Origin of the sequence: Streptomyces sp. NBC_01235 (genome assembly GCF_035989285.1) — a bacterium.
Lineage (GTDB): Bacteria > Actinomycetota > Actinomycetes > Streptomycetales > Streptomycetaceae > Streptomyces.
This window is the reverse complement of sequence record NZ_CP108513.1, coordinates 6206555-6227215: the sequence shown is the minus strand read 5'-3', so window position 1 is coordinate 6227215 and position 20661 is coordinate 6206555. Positions and strand designations below refer to the sequence as shown.

Here is a 20661-nt window from a genome sequence, read left to right as displayed (position 1 = left end):
GCTGTCGAAGCTGTCGAAGCTGTCGAGCCGGGAACCTGTGGCAGTCGGCACGCGTCCATGCCGGGCATGGGACAACGCACGCAGTCCGCCGTCGGCTGCCTCGCCATGGCGCTCGGCTGGGGCGCGGGACTCGCGGTGTGGGCCGTGGACGTCCGCGCCCGCCTCTGGCGCTTCGAGCAGAGCCCCGACTGGAGCGTCCTCTATGCCGAACTGCCGCTGGCACTGCTGGGCGGGACGGCCGCCGGCCTGGCGCTGTGGGCCCTGCTCGGCCGCCTGCTCCGCCGCGTCAGAGGGTCACGCTGAGCCCCTCCAGCCCCCGGATCACGAAGTTCGGCTTGCGCCGCGGCTCGGCCACGAGGCTGAGCGTGGGGGCCTTCTCCAGCAGGGCGGTCATGGAGGCCGCCAGCTCGATGCGGGCCAGCGGTGCGCCGATGCAGTAGTGGATGCCCGCGCTGAAGGAGATGTGCGGGTTGTCGGCGCGGGTGAGGTCGAGCCGCTCCGGCTCGGCGAAGACGGCCGGGTCGTGGTTGGCGGCCCCGAACAGCATGGCGATCTCGGCCCCCCGGGGCACGACGACCCCGTCGATCTCAATCTCATCGAGCACCCACCGCTCGAAGAGCTGGAGCGGAGTGTCGTACCGCATCAGCTCCTCGACGGCGGACGGCACGAGCGAGTGATCGGCACGCAGCGCGGCCAACTGCTCCGGATTCCGGAAGAGCGCCCACCACCCGTTGACGGTGGCGTTGACGGTCGCCTCGTGACCGGCGTTCAGCAGCAGCACGGCGGTCGAGATCATCTCCTGCTCGGTGAGCCGGTCGCCCTCGTCGTGGGCGGCGATGAGCCCGGAGATGAGATCGTCGCCGGGCTCCTTGCGCCGGGCGGCGATCAGCTCGAGCAGATACTCGGAGAACTCGACGGAGGCCCGCACCGCACGCGCCGCCGTCTCCTCCGACGGATTCAGCTCGTACATCCCGCAGATGTCCGCCGACCAGGGCCGCAGGGGCCCCCGGTCCGACTCCGGAATCCCCAGCATCTCCGCGATCACGGCGACGGGCAGCGGCTCGGCGACATCGCTCAGCAGATCGCCCCCGCCCTCCTCCACCAGCCGGTCCACCAGCTCCCCGGCCAGCCGTCGCACGTACGGCTTCAGCTGCTCCACCGTGCGCGGTGTGAACGCCTTCGACACCAGCCGCCGGATCCGGGTGTGGTCCGGCGGCTCCAGGTCGAGCATCCCGTGGTCGTTCAGCGTGTGGAACGGCTCCTGCTCGGCGGGGGGCGCGGTCCGTCCGAAGTCCTCGTGCGTGAACCGGTGCTGATACGTCCGCCCCAGCCGCCGCTCCCGCAACAACGCCGAGACATCCGCATGCCGCGACACCAGCCACTGGTCGGTCGGCTCGTAGTAGATCACCCGCCCCCGCTCCCGGAGCTCGGCATACGCCGGGTAGGGGTCCGCCACGAACGCGGGATCCCAAGGGTCGAAACGGAGGTCGTCAGCTGGTGCCATGACCGGACGCTAGCCCGACATACGGGGTGCTGACCAGGGGGTCTTGGGGAGCGGACACCCGGTCGCAAGGGATCGGTGATGATCGGTGATGATCGACGGATGAACGAGAGCAGCGCTCCCTCCGTCGTACGGCTCGCGCAGTACACGAAGGCCGAGCGGCACGAGATCACCGGTGGTGCGGACGATCCCGCCGGAGTCGCCGTGACCGGACTGACCTGGCGGGACAAGGACATTCACTTCGGCGTCCGGCAGCACGGCCGGCTCGTGGCGCACGCCGGGCTCATACAGGCGACGGTGTCGCTCGGCGGTCGCTCGCTGCCCGTGGCCGGGCTCGGGGGTGTCGTCGTGGCGCCCGGCCTGCGGGGAAGCGGGCTGGCGCGGCTGGTCGTGACGGCCGCGACGGACCACGCCCGCGGTACGGAGGCGGAACTCGGACTCCTCTTCTGCTGGCCCCGCCTGATCCCGCTCTACGAACGCCTCGGATGGCGGCCCCTGGACGGCGACATCGAGGCCGAACAGCCCGACGGCCCGGTCACCATGCCCCTGCGCCACATGTGGACACCGCTCACCGAAGGTGCGGAGTGGCCCGCCGGAGGAGGACCCGCGCGGCTGCTCTCTCTGCCTTTCTGAGGCCGCGGCGGTCAGGGCCTGAGCACGTACGGCCGTACTACGTCGTCGGTGGCGGCGGCTTCCCAGGAGGTGATCCGGGGACGCCCGGGGGCTTGCCGACACGCATCCTCCCTCGGGAAGGGCAGGGAGTGGCCGGCCGCTCGGTTGCGCTTGGCCCAGCGGCGCCAGCGGGCATCGCGGGGGTCCGGGAGTCGCCCCACGTAAAAATCCGGCGACCGCACCTCCCGGGCCGCGTCCCAGTCGGGCGGGACGGGTCCGCGCCTGTGCCGCAGCCTGGCGAGCGCCTCATGAATCCGCCGGAACATGCGCCCTCTCCGGGAGCGTGAACCGGGCCCACACGCACTTCGTGTGCCGCTGCTGAGCGTGCCTCCAGGCACCGGCCAGCCGCCCGACGAGCGCGAGTCCGCGTCCGCCCTCGTCGTCCGGGGCGCAGTCGCGGGGCTCGGGGAGCCTGTCCCGGTCCGGGTCGTAGACCTCCAGGAACAGATACGGCCCCTGGAAGCGTGAGGGTGACCCTGACCTGCGCACAGGACACCTGACAGTGGGTCACCGCGTTGGTCACGAACTCGTTCGCCGAGAGGGTGACGCTGTCGGCAAGGTCGTCGGTGATCCCCCAGTCCGCGAGGGCCTTCCGGACCTGGTTCCGGGCGACTGAGGGGGCACTTCGGTCCTCGAGGCACCCGAAGACCTTGCGGCTTACGGCAACGTCTACGACCTACTACGATCAGCGGCGTTGGCACCGGACGCGAGCATGAGGCTCATCCGGGACGTACTGCGGAAGACTAAGGAAGACACATCGTGACCGAGGTTGTGGGCTCCTTCTGGAAGTCGTCCTACTCCGCAGGAGAAGGCAACTGCGTTGAGGTCGCCGACACAGCCACCGGCGGCCGTGCCGTCCGCGACAGCAAGCAGCCGCACGGACCTCTCCTCACCGTCTCCCGTGAAGGCTGGCGCGCCTTCATCCAGCAGTTCTGAACGAGGACGAGTACCTCGCGTACCTGCTGAGCGAGCGCCGCGCCTACGCGTGGGTCATGCGGCGGTACGGAGGCATGTCGCTCGCGGAGTCCTGGGCGGCAGCCTTGGACTGCTACCCCTACGAACCGGGCGACGAGCCGTACCGTGGCCTCGTCTTCCATGACGAGGCCTGGCACTGGGCGATGCTGAGGCTGCACGGGGAGCGGTACCCGGTGGAGCATCCCGAACTGCTTCAGCCGCCGGACGCGTACCTGAACCTCGGCCCTCGGGCCTGAGGCCTGTCCTTTCGACCCGCCCCGACGGCGCTGGTGCCGTCGCGTGACACGTTCGCCTGACTGACGAGCCCGGGTCACCCGGTGGGCTTGACGACGTGTCCGGTCACAGTGATCCCGAGCCCGAGGACGAAGGGCGTCCAGGAGACGAAGGCCAAGCTGGAGACCATGAACAGCAGGCCGGTTCCCCCACTCCTGCGCGACCTCCTCGGCCCAGCCGTCAGCCGCACCAACGTCACCCCCGACCGCTCCGCGATCTCCGCCGCCCGCCCCTCGTCCGCGGGAACGTCCAGTGGCGGGCGTGGTTCGCGGTGCGCGACGTGAGCGGCAGGGACGGGAGCAGCCATCAGGCTTCCGCCACCGCCGGCGTTCGCCGTGCCGCGCTCCGCGGCGAACGGGAAGCCATCAGGGCGGAAAAGAAATCTGTGAATCTTCGCGTGCGCGGCAACCTTTTCGGCCTCCCCGGACCACTGGGTGTTGTCCGACCAGGTGGTTCGGTCAGATGCAACGGCTGAAAGAGAGCACAGACATGTCCCACGCCCGTCCACGTCATCGGTGGCGTACCGCTCTGGTGGCCGCCGTGCCGCGCGGCCGCGCCCGCGGTAGTCGCCGCTCGTCCGGCTCAGCCGTCACGGGCAGACGAAATGTGATGCATCGTGCCCGTCGGTTGTTCGCGCGTCGGAGTGTCTGGGCGGCCATCGTCATGGCTGTCGTGGCCGGCTCCGTGGTTGTGGTCAACACGGCCTCAGCGGGAACCGTGGATCCGAAGTCGTGGTACGTGCTGGTCAACCGCAACAGCGGCAAGGTGCTGGATGGCCGCGGCTTCGCCACGAACAACGGCGCGGCGGTGGTGCAGTGGGGCCGTCACGGCGGGGCCAACCAGCAGTGGCGGTTCATCGACGCGGGTGACGGGTACTACCGGCTGCAGAACCGGAACTCCGGCAAGGTGCTGGACGACCACAACTGGTCGAAGACCGCCGGCTCCGAGATCGTGCAGTGGAGCGACCGGAACGGCACCAACCAGCAGTTCAAACTGGCGGAGTCGCCGGACGGCTACGTGCGTTTGATCAATCGCTTCAGTGGCATGGCCGTCGAGGTCCACAACGCCTCCAAGGCCGACGGGGGCGAGGTCGTCCAGTACCGCGACGGGGGCGGCGCCAATCAGCAGTGGCAACTCGTCCCGGCCGGGAGCGTCGGCAGCGCCGGCACGCCCACGCCCAAGCCCACCGCGACGGGCGGCAGTGTTCCCAAGAGCCAGGCTCCGAGCGGCACGAGCCCGTCGCCGGCGTCGTCTCCCGCGGCCGGTGGCGGCAGCTCGACGACGAGTTTCATGGGTAGCAGCAAGGTACTCATCGGCGGCTCGATGTCTGACGCCTCGGCGAACGCCGCGCCGTTCGACGTGCGGTACGCCTATGTGCACAGCCAGCCCGCGCCCTCGTCGGACTACTACTCGGCATCGAAATGCCAGGATGCGTGGAAGAACTGGTGGGGCTGCTGGTCCGGCAGCACCACGCCGCCTGGCTATTACGTGACCTGGTCGGACGACCATGTGGCCAAGGCGACTTACAAGGGCAGCCCGCGCCCGCAGAAGTTCTTCTGGACCTGGTACTCATTGCGCGACCTCGGGGATCTGGCAGGCCATGGCGACGGTCCGGGCGAGGTCGAGGCCATCAACAGGGCTGACCTGCTCACCCGGTACATGAACGACTACCGCTTCTTCCTCCAGAAGATCGGCAACTCGCAGGACATGATCGACCTTGAGCCCGACTTCTGGGGCTATGTCCGGTCGCTCGGCGATCCGCACAAGGTTGCCGCGAAGGTCTCGAGCGCAAATCCGACGGATTGCGGATCGCAGGAGAACAGCGCCGCCGGACTCTCCCGCTGCCTGATCGACATGGCGCACAAATACGCGCCGAACACCACCGTGGGGTTCCACCTTTCCTGCTGGGACTGGCAGAACAACATGCAGGGATGCGCCAAGGACTACGCGAACCTCGGTGCACAGAACGCCGACTTCCTGGTCGCCGATGTGTCGGACCGCGATGCAGGCTGGTACGCACAGTCGGCCCACGGCGGCTATGACAACTTCTGGACTGACCAGAAGGCCGCTGCCTCGCTGGGGTTCTACAAGACGATGGCCGAGTCCGTGGGCAAGCCGGTGGTCTTGTGGCAGATCCCCGTAGGCAACATGGCGCAGAACAACACCCTCAACCATTACAAGGACGACAAGGTGGACTGGTTCTTCGCGCACATGGACCAAGTGGCGAACGCGCACATCGCCGGCCTGCTGTTCGGTGCAGGGCAGCAGGAACAGACATCGGTCGAGACCGACGGCGGAAACCTGATCAACAAGACGATCGCCTACAACAACTCGGGTGGTAAAGCGCTCAAGTAGGCGGAGGCACCACCTGGGTCTCGGGGACGACGAGGTACTCGGCATGACTGGCGCGCGCTCCCAGGCCCAGCCGAGTACCTCGGCGCCGGTGTCGACCACGACACCGGCGAAGTCGACCCGAACCGCTTCTGCCGCCGGACGCGTACCTGAACCTCGGCCCTCGGGCCTGAGGCCTGTCCTTTCGACCCGCCCCGACGGCGCTGGTGCCGTCGCGTGACACGTCGCGTGACTGACGAGCCCGGGTCACCCGGTGGGCTTGACGGCGTGTCCGGTGATGGTGATCCCGAGCCCGAGGACGAAGGGCGTCCAGGAGACGAAGGCCAAGCTGGAGACCATGAACAGCAGGCCGGTTCCCCAAAGTCTGGGGTTGCGTACCGTTCTGCCGAGCCATCGCCCCGGCACCCGGTTGCGGATCAGGGCGTAGCCACCGAGCCAGACACCGGTCACCAACAGAACCGCCATGGCAAGGAGCACAAGCGTCAAGAGTTCACCGAAGGCCATCGTTCCCCCAAGTCCGGCTGCCGCAAAGCTACTCATCGGGTCACGCGAACGGGTCAGCAGGAGACAGGCTCCAGGGGACGCCGGCGGCAACAAGCAGAGCGAGTGGGGAGAAGATGAGGACCGCGGCCATCATCCAGCCCACCCTCGCGGACGACGCTTGTGCGACCTTCACGCAGAACGGCAGCATCAAGGCGACGTAGAACATGAACGGCACGATGATGATGCTTGCGCCTGACCCCATGCCGCTCCCCCTCCGTGACGGACACAGCAGCATCCTGCCACAGAATTGAACGCGTTCAAATAGGGGTCGCCTTCAGAGGTCAGCCCGGCGTCACCAGCCTCGCCTCGTACGCGAACACCGCCGCCTGGGTGCGGTCCCGCAGGCCCAGCTTCACCAGGATGCGGCTCACGTGGGTCTTGATGGTCGACTCCGCCACCACCAGGCGTCCGGCTATCTCCAGGTTCGACAGGCCCTGGGCGATCAGGACCAGTACCTCCGTCTCCCGTTCGGTCAGGTCGCCGTACGCCGCCTGGGCGGTCGGCGACAGCCGCGGGGTGTCGGACAGCTTCGAGAACTCCGTGATCAGGCGCTTGGTGACCGAGGGGGCCAGGAGGGCTTCACCCGCCGCCACCACCCGGACTCCGTCCGCCAGTTGGCGGGCCGAGGCGTCCTTCAGGAGGAAGCCCGAGGCTCCTGCGCGGAGCGCCTGGTAGACGTACTCGTCCAGGTCGAAGGTGGTCAGGACCAGGACCTTCGCCGCGCCGTCCGCCGCCACGATCTCGCGCGTCGCCTCGATGCCGTTCAGCTCCGGCATGCGGATGTCCATCAGGACCACGTCGGGGGTCAATTCACGGACCCGGTCCACCGCCTCCCGGCCGTTGACCGCCTCCCCCACCACCTCGATGTCCGGCATCGCGTTGAGCAGGACCGAGAAGCCCTCGCGCACCATCATCTGGTCGTCCGCTATCAGTACGCGGATCGTCATGCCCCACCCTCGTCGGGAGAAGAAACGGAAGCCATCGGCACCGGCAGGAACACCGTCACCTCATAGCCTCCCTCCTGTGTCCGTTCCGCCGTCATCTCGCCGTTCAGCATCGTGACCCGCTCCCGCATGCCCGTGATGCCGTGGCCGGCTCCGGGTGAGGGCTTGATCAGCGAGGGGTTAGGTGGCGGGCCGTTGACTATGCGCAGGCCCAGGCCGCCGAGGACGTACCCGACCTCCACGCGGGCGCTCGCCCCGGGTGCGTGGCGGAGCGTGTTGCTCAGCGCCTCCTGGACTATCCGGTACGCCGACAGCTCCACACCCTGCGGCAGTTCGCGCACCGCGCCCGTGACCCCCTTCTCCACGTCCAGGCCGGCCTCCCGCACGTTGGCGAGCAGCGCGTCCAGCTCGGCGAGGGTGGGCTGCGGGGCGTCGGGGACCTCGTAGTCCTCGGCGCGGACCACGCCCAGCACCCGGCGCAGCTCCGTGAGCGCCGCCACCGCGTTCTCCCGGATGGTCGCGAAGGCCTTCTCCAGCTCCGGCGGCGGGTTCTCCACCCGGTAGGGGGCGGCCTCCGCCTGGATGGCCACCACCGACATGTGGTGCGCGACCACGTCGTGCAGCTCGCGGGCGATCGTGGTGCGCTCCTCCAGCAGGGTGCGCCGGGAGCGCTCGTGCGCGGTCACCGTCTGCTGGGCCGTCACCTCCTGCTCGGCATCCCTGCGTATGTGCCAGACGGTGACGACGAGCAGGAGGATCGCAGAGAACACCAGCATGGGCGCGATGTTCGTGTCGTAGTGGCCCCAGCCGAAGACGGTCTCGGCGACGAAGCCGTAGGCCCCCGTCAGCAGCCACATCCACGCCGCCGTGCGCGGGCGGGTGCGTATCGCCACGACCGTCAGGACCACCAGGTGGGAGAGGAAACTGCCGGGCAGCCACGGCCAGTTGCCGTAGGTCGTGCCGACCAGGGCCACCGCCGTGGTCGACGCGAGGGACAACCAGAACGCGCCGACCGGCCGCACCAGCGTCATCAGCACCGGCGCCAGGACGAGCAGGCCGATCACGGCTCCCAGCAGACCCCCGCCGTCGTCCGCGTAGCCGATCAGCATCGCCAGCACGCCGCCCGCACCGACGATCGCGTGCCGGGACCAGGCCGCGTACTCCCGCCTGCGGCCCTTCGCGATGCGCGCGAGGAGGCCGGTGGGCTCCTTGCGGGGCAGCGGACGGTAGGCGAAGGCGTCGTGGAACAGGTCCTGCCGCATGCCGCGCAGGGCGTCCACGGCCGCCCGGAACTCCGGGCTGCGCGGCCGGTAGGCCTCGAAGGAGTCGGCCGGGTCGTCCCGGTGCGTGGTGTGCGTCTGCGTCGTCTCGGTCACGTTCAAAACGGTAGGCGCAGCCGGGGCACCCGTCGTCACCAGTGAGAGGGGTTCCCACGGCTCCGTCTCAAGTACTACGGGTCCCACAGGGAGCCACCACAGGGAGCCCCCACGTGGGCCACAACGGCCACAGAGGGAGACGCCGGTCAGTAGCCCGACGGTCTCACCAGCCCCGACTCGTATGCGAACACCGCCGCCTGGGTGCGGTCCCGCAGGCCCAGCTTCACCAGGATGCGGCCCACGTGCGTCTTCACGGTCTGCTCGGCGACGAAGAGGTGGCCCGCGATCTCCGCGTTGGACAGGCCCTGCGCGATGAGGGTGAGCACCTCCGTCTCGCGCTCGGTGAGATCGCCGACCCGCTCCTTCAGCGGGGCTCTGGGCTTGCCCTCGAGGCGGGAGAACTCGGCGATCAGCTTTCGGGTGATACCGGGCGCGAGCAGGGCGTCGCCGGCCGCCACCACCCTGACCGCCTCGGCGAGCTGGTCCGCGGAGGCGTCCTTCAGCAGGAACCCGGACGCCCCGGCCCGCAGCGCGTCGTACACGTACTCGTCGAGGTCGAAGGTGGTGAGCACCAGCACCTTGATGTGGGGGTGCGCGAGGGTGATGCGGTGCGTGGCGTCGATGCCGCTCAGCTCGGGCATGCGGATGTCCATCAGGACGACGTCCGGGGCGAGTTCGTCGACCTTCGCGACGGCGTCCAGGCCGTCCACCGCCTGTCCGATCACCTCGATGCCCGGGTGCGCGTTGAGCAGCACGGTGAAGCCCTGCCGGACCATCTGCTGGTCGTCGGCGATCAGTACGCGGATGGTGCCGCCGGTCGTCATCGGTTTCCTTCTGCTGTCGGGAGGTCGTCCGGGAAGACGAGTTCGAGGCCCTCGGGAGGGTCGAGATCGTCGGAGCGGTCGGGGGGTGTCGCCACGCCGTCCCTCGGGAGGAACGCCTGCACCGCGAAGCCGCCGTGCAGGGTCGGGTACGCGCTGACGTGGCCGCCCAGCATCGCCGCCCGCTCCCGCATGCCGAGCAGGCCGTGGCCCGCTTTGGGGGAAGACCGTACGGGTGCGCTCGGGCGGGAGTTGACGACCTCCAGGTGCAGGCCCCGGGCGTGGTGGGTGACCTCCACGCGCACCTGGGAACCCGGCGCGTGCCGCAGGGCGTTGCTCAGCGCCTCCTGGACTATCCGGTACGCCGACAACTGCACGCCCGGCGGATACACGGGTGCCTCGCCCTCGACGGTGGTGACCACGTCCAGCCCCGCGGCGCGGGTGTTCTCCATCAGGGCGCCGAGGCGGTCCAGCGTGGGCTGCGGGGTGTCCGGGGCGTGTCCGGTGCCGGCCGCGCCGAGACCGTAGGGATCCTCGGGGTTCTCCGAACGCAGCACGCCGAGCACCCGGCGCAGTTCGGCGAGCGCCTCCAGAGCGTTCTGCCGGATGCCGGCGAGGTTCTCCTTGAGCTCCTCGGACGGGTTCTCCACCAGGTGCGGGGCCACTTGGGCCTGGATGGAGATCACCGACATGTGGTGGGCGACCACGTCGTGCAGTTCGCGCGCGATCCGGTTGCGCTCCTCCAGCAGCGTGCGGCGGGCGCGTTCCTCGGCGGTGATCGTCTCCTGCTCGACGAGCTGGGTGCGGGCCTCGCGGCGGCCGCGCACGGCGATGCCGAGGAGGACCACGGCGGTGAACACGATCACCGCCATGGGGCCGGTCGGCGTGTAGCCGGCTGCGCCGATTACCCCTTCCATGATGAAGGTGACCAGCGCGGTCAGGCCCAGCGCCGCCACGGACGCGGCGGTGGGCACGCGCAGCGACAGCAGGAGCAGCACCACGGCCTGTGCGATCAGGGCGGGTGCGCCCCAGGGCCAGGAGGCATCGGGCTCGGCCTGGCCCGAAAACAGTTGGGAGCGGGCACCCATGGCCACGAGCACCGCGACCGTCGTCGACAGCCACCACGCCGGAACCGGCCGCCACAGGGCCAGCGCCACCGCCGCACCCTGCGCCACGGAGCACAGCACGGCGTAGTTCGCGCCCTGGTGATATTCGTCGATGATCTGAGCCGCGCTGGTCAGCGTGATGCCGATACCGACCAGGATCACATGCCCGTGCGGCAGTCGGCGCAGCCAGACGAGCGGCGGCAGCGGTGCTGCCCGGGTCGTCCACAGGTCGTCCCGCAGTGCCCGCAGCCACCTGGCCAGCCACTCCCCCACGCCGTTCATCCGCACCACCCTAGACATGCGGGGTCTCCCGCAGCCCCGGCGTTTTCCCACGGGGTCCGACACGTACCACTCGTGACCCACCCGGCTCCCTCCGCACGCGCCGCCCTCCGCCGCTCTCGAAGCCGTGGAACGCCGCCCAGCACACCCCCAGCATCAGGGCGAAGACCGGCAGCCACAGCAGCCGGGCAGCCACCCAGTCCAGCCCGTCGGGAACCGTGTGCAGGCCGGGCAGGCGGCCGACGAAGAGACCCGTCGCGGTGGTCGCCATCATGGCCGTCTGGTGCCAGAGGAACACCGTCATCGCGGAGAGGTTCACCAGCGCCACCGCCGCCCAGGCCAGGGGCCGGCGCATGGCCCGACGCAGCCGGTCGCGCAGCAGCAGGGCCAGTCCGCACTGGGCGAGCCCGAAGGTGACGGCGGCCAGCGTCGGCGGGTTGAGGTTGGAGACCGCCGCGCCGGGCACGCCCACCATCGACGCCGGGTAGCCGGCGAAGCCGACCAGCAGCGCCGTCGTCACCGCCCCGCCGGCGAACAGGATCCAGCCCGCGCGCGGGCGCTCCAGCTCGCCCCGGGTCCAGGCCGCGCCCACCGTGTACGGCACCAGCCAGCCCGCCGCCACGTTCACCCAGCCCAGCCACGACGGGCCGCCCAGGCCGAAACGCACCAGGTCCACATGGAGGACGACGGCCAGCGGCCACAGCGGGTTGAGCCGGACCAGCAGCGGGGTCGCGGCCGTCAGCGCGGCGAAGACCAGCAGGAACCAGAGGGGGGACAACGCCAGTTTGACCACGGTGTGCACGGTGACGAAGGATGCGCCGCCCAGCAGGAGACCGACCACGCCGACCGTCCACACCGCCAGTACGGCCACCACCGGCCCGAACAGCCGGGCCAGGCGCGCCCGCAGCCACCTGAAGTAGGTCCCGCGCGTCCCGCCTGGTTCCCGTTCCCGTGCCGAGGCGAGGCTGCGGGTCGCCACGTGGCCACCCACCATGAAGAACACCGCAAGCGTCTGGAACATCCAGGACACGGGGGCGAGCCAGGGCATGGGGCCGAGGGGGCTCGCGGCGCGCAGGGTGTTGCCGTCCGCGACCAGGGCCGTCACCAGCCAGTGGCCGAGGACGACGCCCAGGACGGCGAACGCGCGCAGGGCGTCCACGGCCCGGTCGCGCTGCGGGGGCGTGCCGGCGTCGATCCGGGCGGCGGCTCGCCGCACACCCGGCAACAGCGCTCGTATGCCCGGCAACGGCCTCCGCGTCTCGTGGGTCTCAGGCATGGGTCACCTCCATGGTGTCGCCCAGGACGATCCGGGCGAGGTTGGCCAGGGAGGCCGAGCCCGGGGTGAAGTAGTCGCTGTGGCCGCCGGAGCCCGCCGCGAAGACGCGGGCGCCGAACGACGGGGACATCGGGTCGGTGCCGAAGCCGACCGTGGTGCCGAACAGGTCGGCGCTGACGTGCGGGACGTCCGCCACCCAGTCGTCGGCGCCCCTCGCCGCCCACACCCGCGCGCGGGTGTGCAGGTCCGCCGCCGAGTCCGCGCCCGTGCCCGGGCTGCCGAGGAGGACGAGGTCGGTCACGTCCAGACCGGAAGCGGCGCGGGCGCACACGACCGTGCCGTACGAGTGGCACAGGACGGTGACGTGGGAGGCCGGTCCGGTGACGGCCCTCAACGTGCCGATGAACTCCCGCAGGTCCGGGGCCGCTTCGGCAGCGCGGGACGGGGTGATCGCGGTGGTGCTGATCGTGCCGGGGGTGGTGTAGCCGAGCCAGGCCACCACAGCCGTCCGCGGACTGGCCCCGGCCCCGGCCCCGGCCTGAGCCTGTAGGGCGAGCCGGTCGTGCAGTGCGGCCGCTCCCGCGCGGAAGCGCTCGTAGGTGTCCAGGGAGGTGTCCGAGCCCGGTACGAGGACGGCGACGCGCTCGGCGTGCGCGAGGTCCCCGAACACCTCGACCGCGCGGCCGGAACCACGGCCGTCGAACGTGAGCAGTCTGCGGGAGGGGGCGGCCAGTGCCCGGTCCGAGGCCGCGCGGTGGCGGTCCCCGTGGGCCGCGGCCATCCGGGACGCCAGGGCGGCGTTGGCCCGGTTCGCGGCGTACGCCTTGCCGAGCGTCGCCGCCGTCGGCGTGGCGAGGTGGGCAGGGGCGGGAGCGGGGATGCTCGGCCGGGTCGCCGCCGTGAGGGGGACGACCACGGCGGCGGTGACCAGGACGGCCAGCAGGGCGCGGACCCAGCGCCGCCCCTGGGGCGTTTCCTCTTCACGGCGCCACGGCCGCCGCCACCGTCCGCGAAAACGAAGCTCCGCCATCCCCGCCCCTCCTTTGCCGGTCGGCCCGCCATCGGGCCTTTCTGGCTTGGAAGTTACGGATCGGCGCTCGTCGTCCGCGTCCTGCTGCGGGACTCTCCTGCGACGTAGCTCTCAGGTATTACGGGTACGACAGGTCCGCACACCTACGGGAGGCACGGGCCCCCAGCAGGGGGCTACCCACTGAAGGCAGGGGCCGCCACCCACTCACCGGCCTCACCACGCCAGCTGCGCGATCTCCTCCGCCACCACGGCGCACGCGTCCGCCGCCGGGTCGATCAGCGGGAAGTGGCCGACGTCCTCGAGGAGGGTCAGGCCCACGACCTCGCCCGCCTTCGCCGCCGCGTCCGCGTACGCCTCGGCGACCGCCTGCGGGACGACCAGGTCGGTGCGGCCCTGGACCAGCGTCGTCGCGATGCCGGTCGGCAGCAGGAGCGCGGGGTCGGCGTACGGTCGCCTCTCTTCGAACTGCTCGTCGCCGCCCAGGAGTTGGCAGGCCGCTCCGCCGCAGACGTCCAGCTTCCCGGCGACCGTGAAGTCGGCGATCGGGGCGAGCGCGACGACGCCCCGCAGCGCGGCGGGGCCGCCGGTGCGCCAGGGCGCGTCGGCGGGCAGCACATGCCGGGCCGCCGCCCACAGGGCGAGGTGGCCGCCCGCCGAGTGGCCGGTGAGCACGGTGCGGCGCGCGTCGGCCTGCGGCAGGACGTCCTTGACGAGGGCGGGGAGCGCGTCCAGGGCGGCGGCGATGTCGTCGAAGGTGTCGGGCCAGCGCCCCGCGATCGGGGATGTCCCCTCCGGGGCCGGGTTCCCGGCGCCCCGCCGGTACTCGACGTTGGCCACGGCAAACCCTCGTCGGGCCAGGAAGTCCGCGAACGGTGTGATGTGCCGCCGGTCGTACGGCGCGCGCCAGGCCCCGCCGTGCAGGACGACGACGAGCGGGACGGAGCCGCCCGGGCCCGCCGCCACGCGCGGGACGTAGAAGTCGATCACCTGGTCGGGGTGGTCGCCGTACGTCGTGGTGACGTCGGGGTCGACCGGCGGATGCGCGAAGGCCGACTCCTCCTCAGCGGCGGCCCGGGCTGCGACAACGTCGTCCGGCATGCTCCAACCTCTCAACGACGAAACAGATTTGGACGGGACGGATAGTGGACCAGGGGAGAATTCGGCCGCTGGCCGGGACGGTATCAGGCCCGTGACGTGCGCGGACACGCGGATGTCACGCACGGTGAGAGGTAAACGGTTCTGCTGTGGTGTCACCCCCGCGGGCCGCCCGCCAGGGGATGGCGATCTCCTGGGCGCACCCCCAAGTACGCCCAGGAGAGCCGGTCGGCTCAATCACCTGGTCAGCCGGTCAGCCGGTCAGCCGGGTCAGGCGGTCAGCCGGGTCAGACGGTCAGCCGGGTCAGACGGTCAGCCGGGTCAGACGGTCAGCCGGGTCAGACGGTCAGCCGGGTCAGACGGTCAGCCGGTCAGCCGGTCAGGCGGTCAGCCGGGTCAGCGCAATTCCTCCCCCAGGATCCGCACCGCCCGCTCCACGTCCGCGAACCCGACGTACAGCGGGGTGAAGCCGAACCGCAGGACGTCCGGGCGGCGGAAGTCGCCGACGACCCCGCGCTCGATCAGCCGCCGCATGACGTCTCCGGCGTTCTCGCAGCGCAGCGCCACCTGGCTGCCCCGCTCCTCGTGACGCACCGGAGTCAGCGACTCGACCCGCCCCTCGGGGACGTAGGCGGCGACGCACTCCAGGAAGAAGTCCGTAAGGGCCAACGACTTCGCCCGCACCGCCTCGATCGACACGCCGTCCCAGACGTCGAGGGCCGCCTCCAGGGCGAGCATCGACAGGATGTCCGGGGTGCCGACGCGCCCGCGCGGCGCGCCCCGGGCCGGCTCGTACGTCTCCCGCATCGCGAAGGGCTCGGCGTGCGAGTTCCAGCCGGGCAGCGGCGAGTCGAAGCGGTCCTGGAGGTCGCGCCGAACGTACAGGTACGCCGGGGAACCCGGCCCGCCGTTCAGGTACTTGTAGGTACAGCCGACCGCGAGGTCCACGCCGTGCTCGTCGAGGCCCACCGGCAGGGCGCCCGCGCTGTGGCACAGGTCCCAGACGGCGACCGCGCCCGCCGCGTGCACGGCGGCGGTCAGCGAGGGCAGGTCGTGCAGCCGTCCGGTGCGGTAGTCGGCGTGGTTGAGCAGGACGGCGGCCGTGCGCTCCGACAGCGCGGCCGGCACCTCGCCCGGCGTCACCGGGATCAGCGTGCGGCCGGTCAGACGGGCCGCGGACTCCGCTATGTAGCCGTCCGTGGGGAAGGTCGTCGCGTCGACGAGGATCTCGTCCCGGGCGACCCGGGCATCCCCGGCGCCGTCCACCAGGCGCACCGCGCCCACGAGTGCCTTGAAGACGTTGACGCTTGTCGAGTCGCCGACCACGATCTGCCCGGCCGCCGCGCCCACCAGCGGGGCGATCCGGTCGCCGATCCGCTCGGGCGCCGTCCACCAGCCGCTCTCGTCCCAGGATCGGATGCGCAGCTCGCCCCACTGGCGGCGCACGACGTCCTCGACGCGGTCCGGGACGGCCGCGGGCAGCGCGCCCAGCGAGTTGCCGTCCAGGTAGACAACATCGTCGAGCACGAACCGCGCGCGCGTGCCCGCCAGTTCGTCGCTCGCGTCCAGCTCCTTCGCGGTGAGGGCGAGTCGGTCAGACATGGGACCTCGCCGTCCACAGCTCGGGGAACACGTTCTTCTGCGCGCGCTTCTCCAGCCAGGCCACGCCGGCCGAGCCGCCGGTGCCCGCCTTCGCACCCATCGCGCGGCGGGTGGCGACGAGGTGGTCGTTGCGCCAGCGCCACACCAGTTCGGCGACGTCCGTCAGAGCCTCGCCGAGGCGGGCGACCTCGTCCCCCTCGTCGCCCGAGTACACGGTCGTCCACACCGCCTCGACCTCCGGCGAGGGCTCGTGGCGCCGCGAGATGTCGCGCTCCAGGACGGCCGCGGGGATCGCGTGGCCGCGGCGGGCCAGCAGCCGCAGCACCTCGTCGTACAGGCCGGGCTCGTGCAGCGCCTTCTCCAGCTCCGCGTGGACGCGGGGCGCGCCGCGGTGCGGGACCAGCATGGACGCGGACTTCTCGCCGAGCAGGAACTCCATGCGGCGGTACATCGCCGACTGGAAACCGGAGCCCTCGCCGAGCGCGGAGCGGTAGGCGTTGAACTGGGCCGGGGTCAGCTGCGCGAGCGGCCTCCAGGAGGCGTTCAGCGCCTCCAGCTCGCGGACGGAACGCTTCAGCGCGGCGATCGCCGTCGGTACGTCGTCCGAGCGCAGGGCGCGGGCCGCCGTCTCCCACTCGTGGACGATGACCGTGAACCACAGCTCCATGACCTGGGTCGTGACCAGGAAGACCATCTCTCCGGGATCGTCGGAGAGGGTGTGCTGGAGGTGGGTGAGCACGTCCGCCTTGACGTAGTCCTCGTACGGCGTCGTGCCTGCGAAGTCGAGATGCGGGGTCTCGGGCTCCGAAGCCTCGTGAGGCTGAGCCTGGAGGGACATCGCTGTCTCCTGTTGTACTCCGGGTAGCGGTCCGCCCCTGCCGTTATCGACACGGGGGCCCCGGTCCCCACCCGCATCCTGCGCAATCCCGGGCCGAAAACGCAAGGCCCGTCCGGTCACACCAGGACCGGACGGGCGACACGCACCACCTACGGGCTACAGCAGGCGTACGGCTAGCCCAGTGTCTGGGCGGCCGTCGGCGAGGAGTCCTTCAGGAACTGCGTGCAGCGCTCGTACTCCTCCTGCTCGCCGATGGCCTGCGCGGCGCGGGCGAGGGCGTGCAGGGCGCGCAGGAAGCCGCGGTTCGGCTCGTGCTCCCAGGGCACCGGGCCGTGGCCCTTCCAGCCGCCTCGGCGCAGGCTGTCCAGGCCGCGGTGGTACCCCGTACGGGCGTACGCGTAGGACTCCACCACGCTGCCCCGCTCGAACGCGTCGTCGGCGAGCTGGGCCCAGGCCAGCGAGGACGTCGGGTACTTCGCGGCGACGTCGGCGGGCGCCGTGCCGTTCGCGAGGAGCTCGCGCGGCTCCGGGTCGTCGGGGAGGTGGGTCGGGGGCGGGCCCCCGAGGAGGTTTTCGTGAAGGGACATGCCTCCAGTGTGGACCAGCGTGGACGTCTGCGGTGCCGCGGTACCGGCTGAATCAGCCCAGTCTCGGCTTGGCCCGCTCCCCCTCCAGCGGCGGCGCCAGCACGCTCCCGTGGGTCCTGCACTCGGGCCTGCGGCAGTCCGGTGGCAGTCGTCGTACCGTCGTGAAGGCGACCGCCGCGCCCAGTACCAGCACGCCCGCGCACAGCACCATCGCCCGGCGGAACGCGTCGTCGAAGGCGTCCGCCGAGCGGTACGCCTCCTGCCCCATCCCGGTGAGCAGCGGCAGCGCCGCCACCGCGACCAGGCCCGCGGCCCGCGCCGCCGCATTGTTGATGCCGCTGGCCACGCCCGCCCGGGCGACGTCCACGGAGGCCAGGACCGTGGCGGTCAGCGGGGCGACCAGCGAGACCATGCCGAGGCCGAGGACCAGGACGGCGGGCAGGACGTCGGAAACGTACGAGGCGTCGGGCCCCACCCGCAGCATCAGCAGCATCCCGGCCGCACACAGCAGCGGGCCGACGGTGAGGGGGATGCGCGGTCCGATGCGGTCGGCCAGTTCGCCGGAGCGGGCGGACAGCAGCAGCATCAGCACGGTCGTCGGCAGCAGTGCCGTCCCCGCGCCGAGGGCCGACCAGCCGGCCACGACCTGGAGCTGGACCGCGGAGAGGAAGAAGAACCCGCCGAACGCCGCGTACACGCACAGGGTGACCAGGTTGACGGCCGTGAACTGGCGGGACGCGAAGATGCCGAGCGGAAGCATCGGGTCCGGGCGACGGCGCTCCACCGCCACGAAGGCGACGCCGGTCGCCACGCCGGCGACCGCCGCCGCCACGACCACCCCCAGGGGCCCGCTCCCGGCCTCGATCAGGGCGTACGTGACGAGGGCCAGCGCCAGCGCGCCCAGGAAGGCGCCCAGGACGTCGAAGCGGCCGTGCTTACGGCCGTCCCCCGACTCGGGCACGTGCCGCAGCGCCACCGGCACGCACAACAGCGCCAGCGGCACGTTCAGCAGGAACACCCACCGCCAGCCCGGGCCGTCCACCAGCCAGCCGCCCAGGAACGGCCCGACGGCCGCCCCGATGCCGCCGAACCCGGACCACAGGCCGACCGCCCGCCCCCGGTCGTCGCGGTGGAAGGAGCCCTGGATGAGCGCGAGGGAGCCCGGCGTGAGGAGCGCGCCGCCGACACCCTGCAGGGCGCGGGCGGCGACCAGCACCCCCGCGTTCGGGGCGATCCCGCACAGCAGCGAGGCGGCGGCGAACCACACCACCCCGATCACGAAGACCTTCCGCCGCCCGTAACGGTCGCCCAGGGAACCGCCGAGCAGGATCAGTCCGGCCAGTGTGAGCAGATACGCGTTGACCGTCCACTGGAGGGCGGCGAGGTCGGCGTCCAGGTCGCGGCCGATGCGCGGAAGGGCGACGTTGACGACGGTCGAGTCCAGCAGGGCCATGCTGGAGCCGAGCACGGTGGTGAACAGGATCCACTTGCCCTGGGACGAGGCCAGCCGGACATCGGGCATGCCCTCAGGTATACAGCGAGCCCGGCGCCGTAGACAGACGCCGGGCTCAGCCGTACCCGTGACACCCCTGCGGGGCAGACCGGGTTACTTGATCTTCTGGCCCGCCGAACGCAGGTTCTGCGTGGCCTCGACGACGCGCGCGGCCATGCCCGCCTCGGCCAGCTTGCCCCAGGTCCGCGGGTCGTAGGTCTTCTTGGAGCCGACCTCGCCGTCGACCTTCAGGACGCCGTCGTAGTTGCGGAACATGTGGTCGGCGACGGGACGCGTGAAGGCGTACTGCGTGTCCGTGTCGATGTTCATCTTGACGACGCCGTTCTCCAGCGCGGTCGCGATCTCCTCCGGCGAGGAGCCGGAGCCGCCGTGGAAGACGAAGTCGAACGGCTGGGAGCCGGCCGGCTTGCCGTACTTCGCGGCGATGCCCTCGTTCAGCTCCTTGAGCAGGTCGGGGCGGAGCACGACGTTGCCCGGCTTGTAGACGCCGTGGACGTTGCCGAAGGACGCGGCCAGCAGGTAGCGGCCCTTCTCGCCCAGACCCAGCGCCTCGACGGTGCGCACCGCGTCGTCGACCGTCGTGTACAGGGAGTCGTTGATCTCGTGCGTGACGCCGTCCTCCTCGCCGCCCGTCGGGGTGATCTCCACCTCGAGGATGATCTTCGCGGCGACGGTGCGGGCGAGCAGCTCCTGGGCGACGGAGAGGTTGTCGGCGAGGGTCTCGGCCGAGCCGTCCCACATGTGGGACTGGAACAGCGGGTTGCGGCCGGCCTTCACCCGCTCCTCGGAGATCGCCAGCAGCGGACGCACGTACCCGTCGAGCTTGTCCTTCGGGCAGTGGTCCGTGTGCAGGGCGACGGTGACCGGGTACTTCTCGGCGACGATGTGCGCGAACTCGGCCAGGGCGACGGCGCCGGTCACCATGTCCTTGCTGTACTGGCCGCCCGCGAACTCGGCGCCACCCGTCGTGATCTGGATGATGCCGTCGCTGTCCGCCTCGGCGAAGCCGCGCAGCGCCGCGTGCAGGGTCTGGGACGAGGTCACGTTGATGGCCGGGTAGGCGAACTTGCCTGCCTTCGCCCGGTCGAGCATCTCGTTGTAGACCTCGGGGGTTGCGATGGGCATCTGTCCGCTCCTTGGTATCTGCGGGTTGGCGATCTGTCGATCTGCGTACTACGGCCCTGACCTAGACCTGGGGTGCGACGTCATCGTCGGCCCCATCTTTCCAGACCTGGGCGAATGGTCCATGCCTGGTCCACACCCCGGTCAAGTGCAGGTCGGTGCGGCCCGTCAGTCCAGACCCAGTTCATCCTTCGAGAAGGCGAACAGGTACGGCACCCCCGCGCCCTCGCGGATCTTCTCGTCGGCGCCGGTGGCCCGGTCCACGATGGTCGCCACGGCCACCACCTCGGCGCCGGCCTCGCGCACGGCCTCGACGGCGGCGAGCGGCGAACCGCCGGTGGTGGAGGTGTCCTCGACGACCAGCACGCGCCGGCCCGCGATCTCCGGACCCTCGACCCGCCGCTGGAGCCCGTGCGCCTTGGCCGCCTTGCGTACGACGAAGGCGTCCAGCCTGCGGCCACGCGCGGCGGCCGCGTGCAGCATGGCGCCGGCCACCGGGTCGGCGCCCATCGTCAGACCGCCCACCGCGTCGAAGTCGAGCTCGGCGGTCAGGTCGAGCAGCACCTGCCCGACCAGCGGAGCGGCCTCCCCGTCGAGGGTGACGCGACGGAGGTCGACGTAGTAGTCCGCCTCCAGACCCGACGACAGGGTCACCTTGCCGTGCACCACGGCCTTGTCCTTGATCTGCTGCAGCAGCGCGCCGCGTGTGCCTGGCGGCATTTCTTCGTTGACGTCCGTCATGCCGGACAGCTTAGA

The 20661-nt window shown here is 71.1% G+C and carries 22 protein-coding genes; 5 read left to right on the top strand and 17 right to left on the bottom strand.

Annotated elements, in window-relative coordinates; all coding sequences use genetic code 11:
- Positions 1 to 66 precede the first annotated feature (66 nt).
- Positions 67 to 303, top strand: coding sequence for a hypothetical protein (locus OG289_RS27875; RefSeq protein ID WP_327316777.1), 237 nt, complete (start codon positions 67 to 69; stop codon positions 301 to 303).
- Here OG289_RS27875 and OG289_RS27870 read toward each other — a convergent pair.
- Positions 287 to 1504: a cytochrome P450 gene (locus OG289_RS27870; RefSeq protein ID WP_327316776.1), complete on the bottom strand. Its 1218-nt coding sequence runs from the start codon at positions 1502 to 1504 to the stop codon at positions 287 to 289. The genes OG289_RS27875 and OG289_RS27870 overlap by 17 nt on opposite strands.
- Positions 1505 to 1603: 99 nt before the next feature.
- Here OG289_RS27870 and OG289_RS27865 point away from each other — a divergent pair, with 99 nt between their 5' ends.
- The 3 genes from OG289_RS27865 to OG289_RS27850 all read left to right on the top strand — a co-directional run bounded on the left by OG289_RS27865 (position 1604) and on the right by OG289_RS27850 (position 3384).
- Entirely contained in the window at positions 1604 to 2134 is a 531-nt protein-coding gene (locus tag OG289_RS27865) for a GNAT family N-acetyltransferase (RefSeq protein ID WP_327316775.1), read from the top strand.
- 798 nt (positions 2135 to 2932) lie between these two features.
- The gene (locus OG289_RS27855) at positions 2933 to 3109 is read left to right on the top strand and encodes a DUF397 domain-containing protein (protein ID WP_327316774.1); all 177 of its coding nucleotides are present in this window, start codon (positions 2933 to 2935) and stop codon (positions 3107 to 3109) included.
- A 74-nt stretch (positions 3110 to 3183) separates the two neighbouring features.
- Positions 3184 to 3384 carry a hypothetical protein gene (locus tag OG289_RS27850; protein WP_327316773.1) on the top strand — a complete coding sequence of 67 codons (201 nt, stop codon included), beginning with the start codon at positions 3184 to 3186 and terminating at the stop codon, positions 3382 to 3384.
- A 74-nt stretch (positions 3385 to 3458) separates the two neighbouring features.
- Here OG289_RS27850 and OG289_RS27845 read toward each other — a convergent pair whose 3' ends face one another.
- Complete coding sequence (locus OG289_RS27845; protein ID WP_327316772.1) at positions 3459 to 3728, bottom strand: hypothetical protein; 270 nt, start codon at positions 3726 to 3728, stop codon at positions 3459 to 3461.
- A 356-nt stretch (positions 3729 to 4084) separates the two neighbouring features.
- On the opposite strand from OG289_RS27845, the gene OG289_RS27840 reads away from it, so the two are divergent.
- Positions 4085 to 5776, top strand: a complete 1692-nt coding sequence (locus OG289_RS27840; RefSeq protein WP_327316771.1) for an RICIN domain-containing protein — start codon at positions 4085 to 4087, stop codon at positions 5774 to 5776.
- 243 nt (positions 5777 to 6019) lie between these two features.
- On the opposite strand, the gene OG289_RS27835 is transcribed toward OG289_RS27840, so the two are convergent.
- The 15 genes from OG289_RS27835 to pyrE all read right to left on the bottom strand — a co-directional run bounded on the left by OG289_RS27835 (position 6020) and on the right by pyrE (position 20646).
- Complete coding sequence (locus OG289_RS27835; protein WP_327316769.1) at positions 6020 to 6238, bottom strand: hypothetical protein; 219 nt, start codon at positions 6236 to 6238, stop codon at positions 6020 to 6022.
- 79 nt (positions 6239 to 6317) lie between these two features.
- The gene (locus OG289_RS27830; protein WP_327316768.1) at positions 6318 to 6482 is read right to left on the bottom strand and encodes a hypothetical protein; all 165 of its coding nucleotides are present in this window, start codon (positions 6480 to 6482) and stop codon (positions 6318 to 6320) included.
- A gap of 115 nt (positions 6483 to 6597) precedes the next feature.
- Positions 6598 to 7263: a response regulator transcription factor gene (locus tag OG289_RS27825; protein WP_327316767.1), complete on the bottom strand. Its 666-nt coding sequence runs from the start codon at positions 7261 to 7263 to the stop codon at positions 6598 to 6600.
- Positions 7260 to 8636, bottom strand: coding sequence for a sensor histidine kinase (locus OG289_RS27820; protein ID WP_327316766.1), 1377 nt, complete (start codon positions 8634 to 8636; stop codon positions 7260 to 7262). Before OG289_RS27820 ends, OG289_RS27825 begins: the two co-directional genes overlap by 4 nt.
- 146 nt (positions 8637 to 8782) lie before the next feature.
- Entirely contained in the window at positions 8783 to 9460 is a 678-nt protein-coding gene (locus OG289_RS27815; RefSeq protein ID WP_327316765.1) for a response regulator transcription factor, read from the bottom strand.
- Positions 9457 to 10845: a sensor histidine kinase gene (locus tag OG289_RS27810; protein ID WP_327316764.1), complete on the bottom strand. Its 1389-nt coding sequence runs from the start codon at positions 10843 to 10845 to the stop codon at positions 9457 to 9459. The genes OG289_RS27815 and OG289_RS27810 overlap by 4 nt, the downstream gene beginning before the upstream one ends.
- Before the next feature lie 10 nt (positions 10846 to 10855).
- Entirely contained in the window at positions 10856 to 12118 is a 1263-nt protein-coding gene (locus OG289_RS27805; RefSeq protein WP_327316763.1) for an acyltransferase family protein, read from the bottom strand.
- Positions 12111 to 13148, bottom strand: a complete 1038-nt coding sequence (locus tag OG289_RS27800) for an alpha/beta hydrolase (protein ID WP_327316762.1) — start codon at positions 13146 to 13148, stop codon at positions 12111 to 12113. The genes OG289_RS27805 and OG289_RS27800 overlap by 8 nt, the downstream gene beginning before the upstream one ends.
- 213 nt (positions 13149 to 13361) lie before the next feature.
- Positions 13362 to 14246, bottom strand: coding sequence for an alpha/beta hydrolase (locus OG289_RS27795; protein WP_327316761.1), 885 nt, complete (start codon positions 14244 to 14246; stop codon positions 13362 to 13364).
- 393 nt (positions 14247 to 14639) lie between these two features.
- Positions 14640 to 15845 carry a kynureninase gene (kynU, locus tag OG289_RS27790; protein WP_327316760.1) on the bottom strand — a complete coding sequence of 402 codons (1206 nt, stop codon included), beginning with the start codon at positions 15843 to 15845 and terminating at the stop codon, positions 14640 to 14642.
- Complete coding sequence (locus OG289_RS27785; protein WP_327316759.1) at positions 15838 to 16683, bottom strand: tryptophan 2,3-dioxygenase family protein; 846 nt, start codon at positions 16681 to 16683, stop codon at positions 15838 to 15840. Before OG289_RS27785 ends, kynU begins: the two co-directional genes overlap by 8 nt.
- Before the next feature lie 173 nt (positions 16684 to 16856).
- Positions 16857 to 17270: a DUF3151 domain-containing protein gene (locus tag OG289_RS27780; RefSeq protein ID WP_327316758.1), complete on the bottom strand. Its 414-nt coding sequence runs from the start codon at positions 17268 to 17270 to the stop codon at positions 16857 to 16859.
- Positions 17271 to 17322: 52 nt separating this feature from the next.
- Entirely contained in the window at positions 17323 to 18792 is a 1470-nt protein-coding gene (locus tag OG289_RS27775) for an MFS transporter (RefSeq protein WP_327316756.1), read from the bottom strand.
- An 84-nt stretch (positions 18793 to 18876) separates the two neighbouring features.
- The gene (gene fbaA, locus OG289_RS27770) at positions 18877 to 19908 is read right to left on the bottom strand and encodes a class II fructose-bisphosphate aldolase (protein WP_327316755.1); all 1032 of its coding nucleotides are present in this window, start codon (positions 19906 to 19908) and stop codon (positions 18877 to 18879) included.
- Positions 19909 to 20073: 165 nt separating this feature from the next.
- Positions 20074 to 20646: an orotate phosphoribosyltransferase gene (gene pyrE, locus OG289_RS27765; RefSeq protein WP_327316754.1), complete on the bottom strand. Its 573-nt coding sequence runs from the start codon at positions 20644 to 20646 to the stop codon at positions 20074 to 20076.
- Positions 20647 to 20661: the final 15 nt, after the last annotated feature.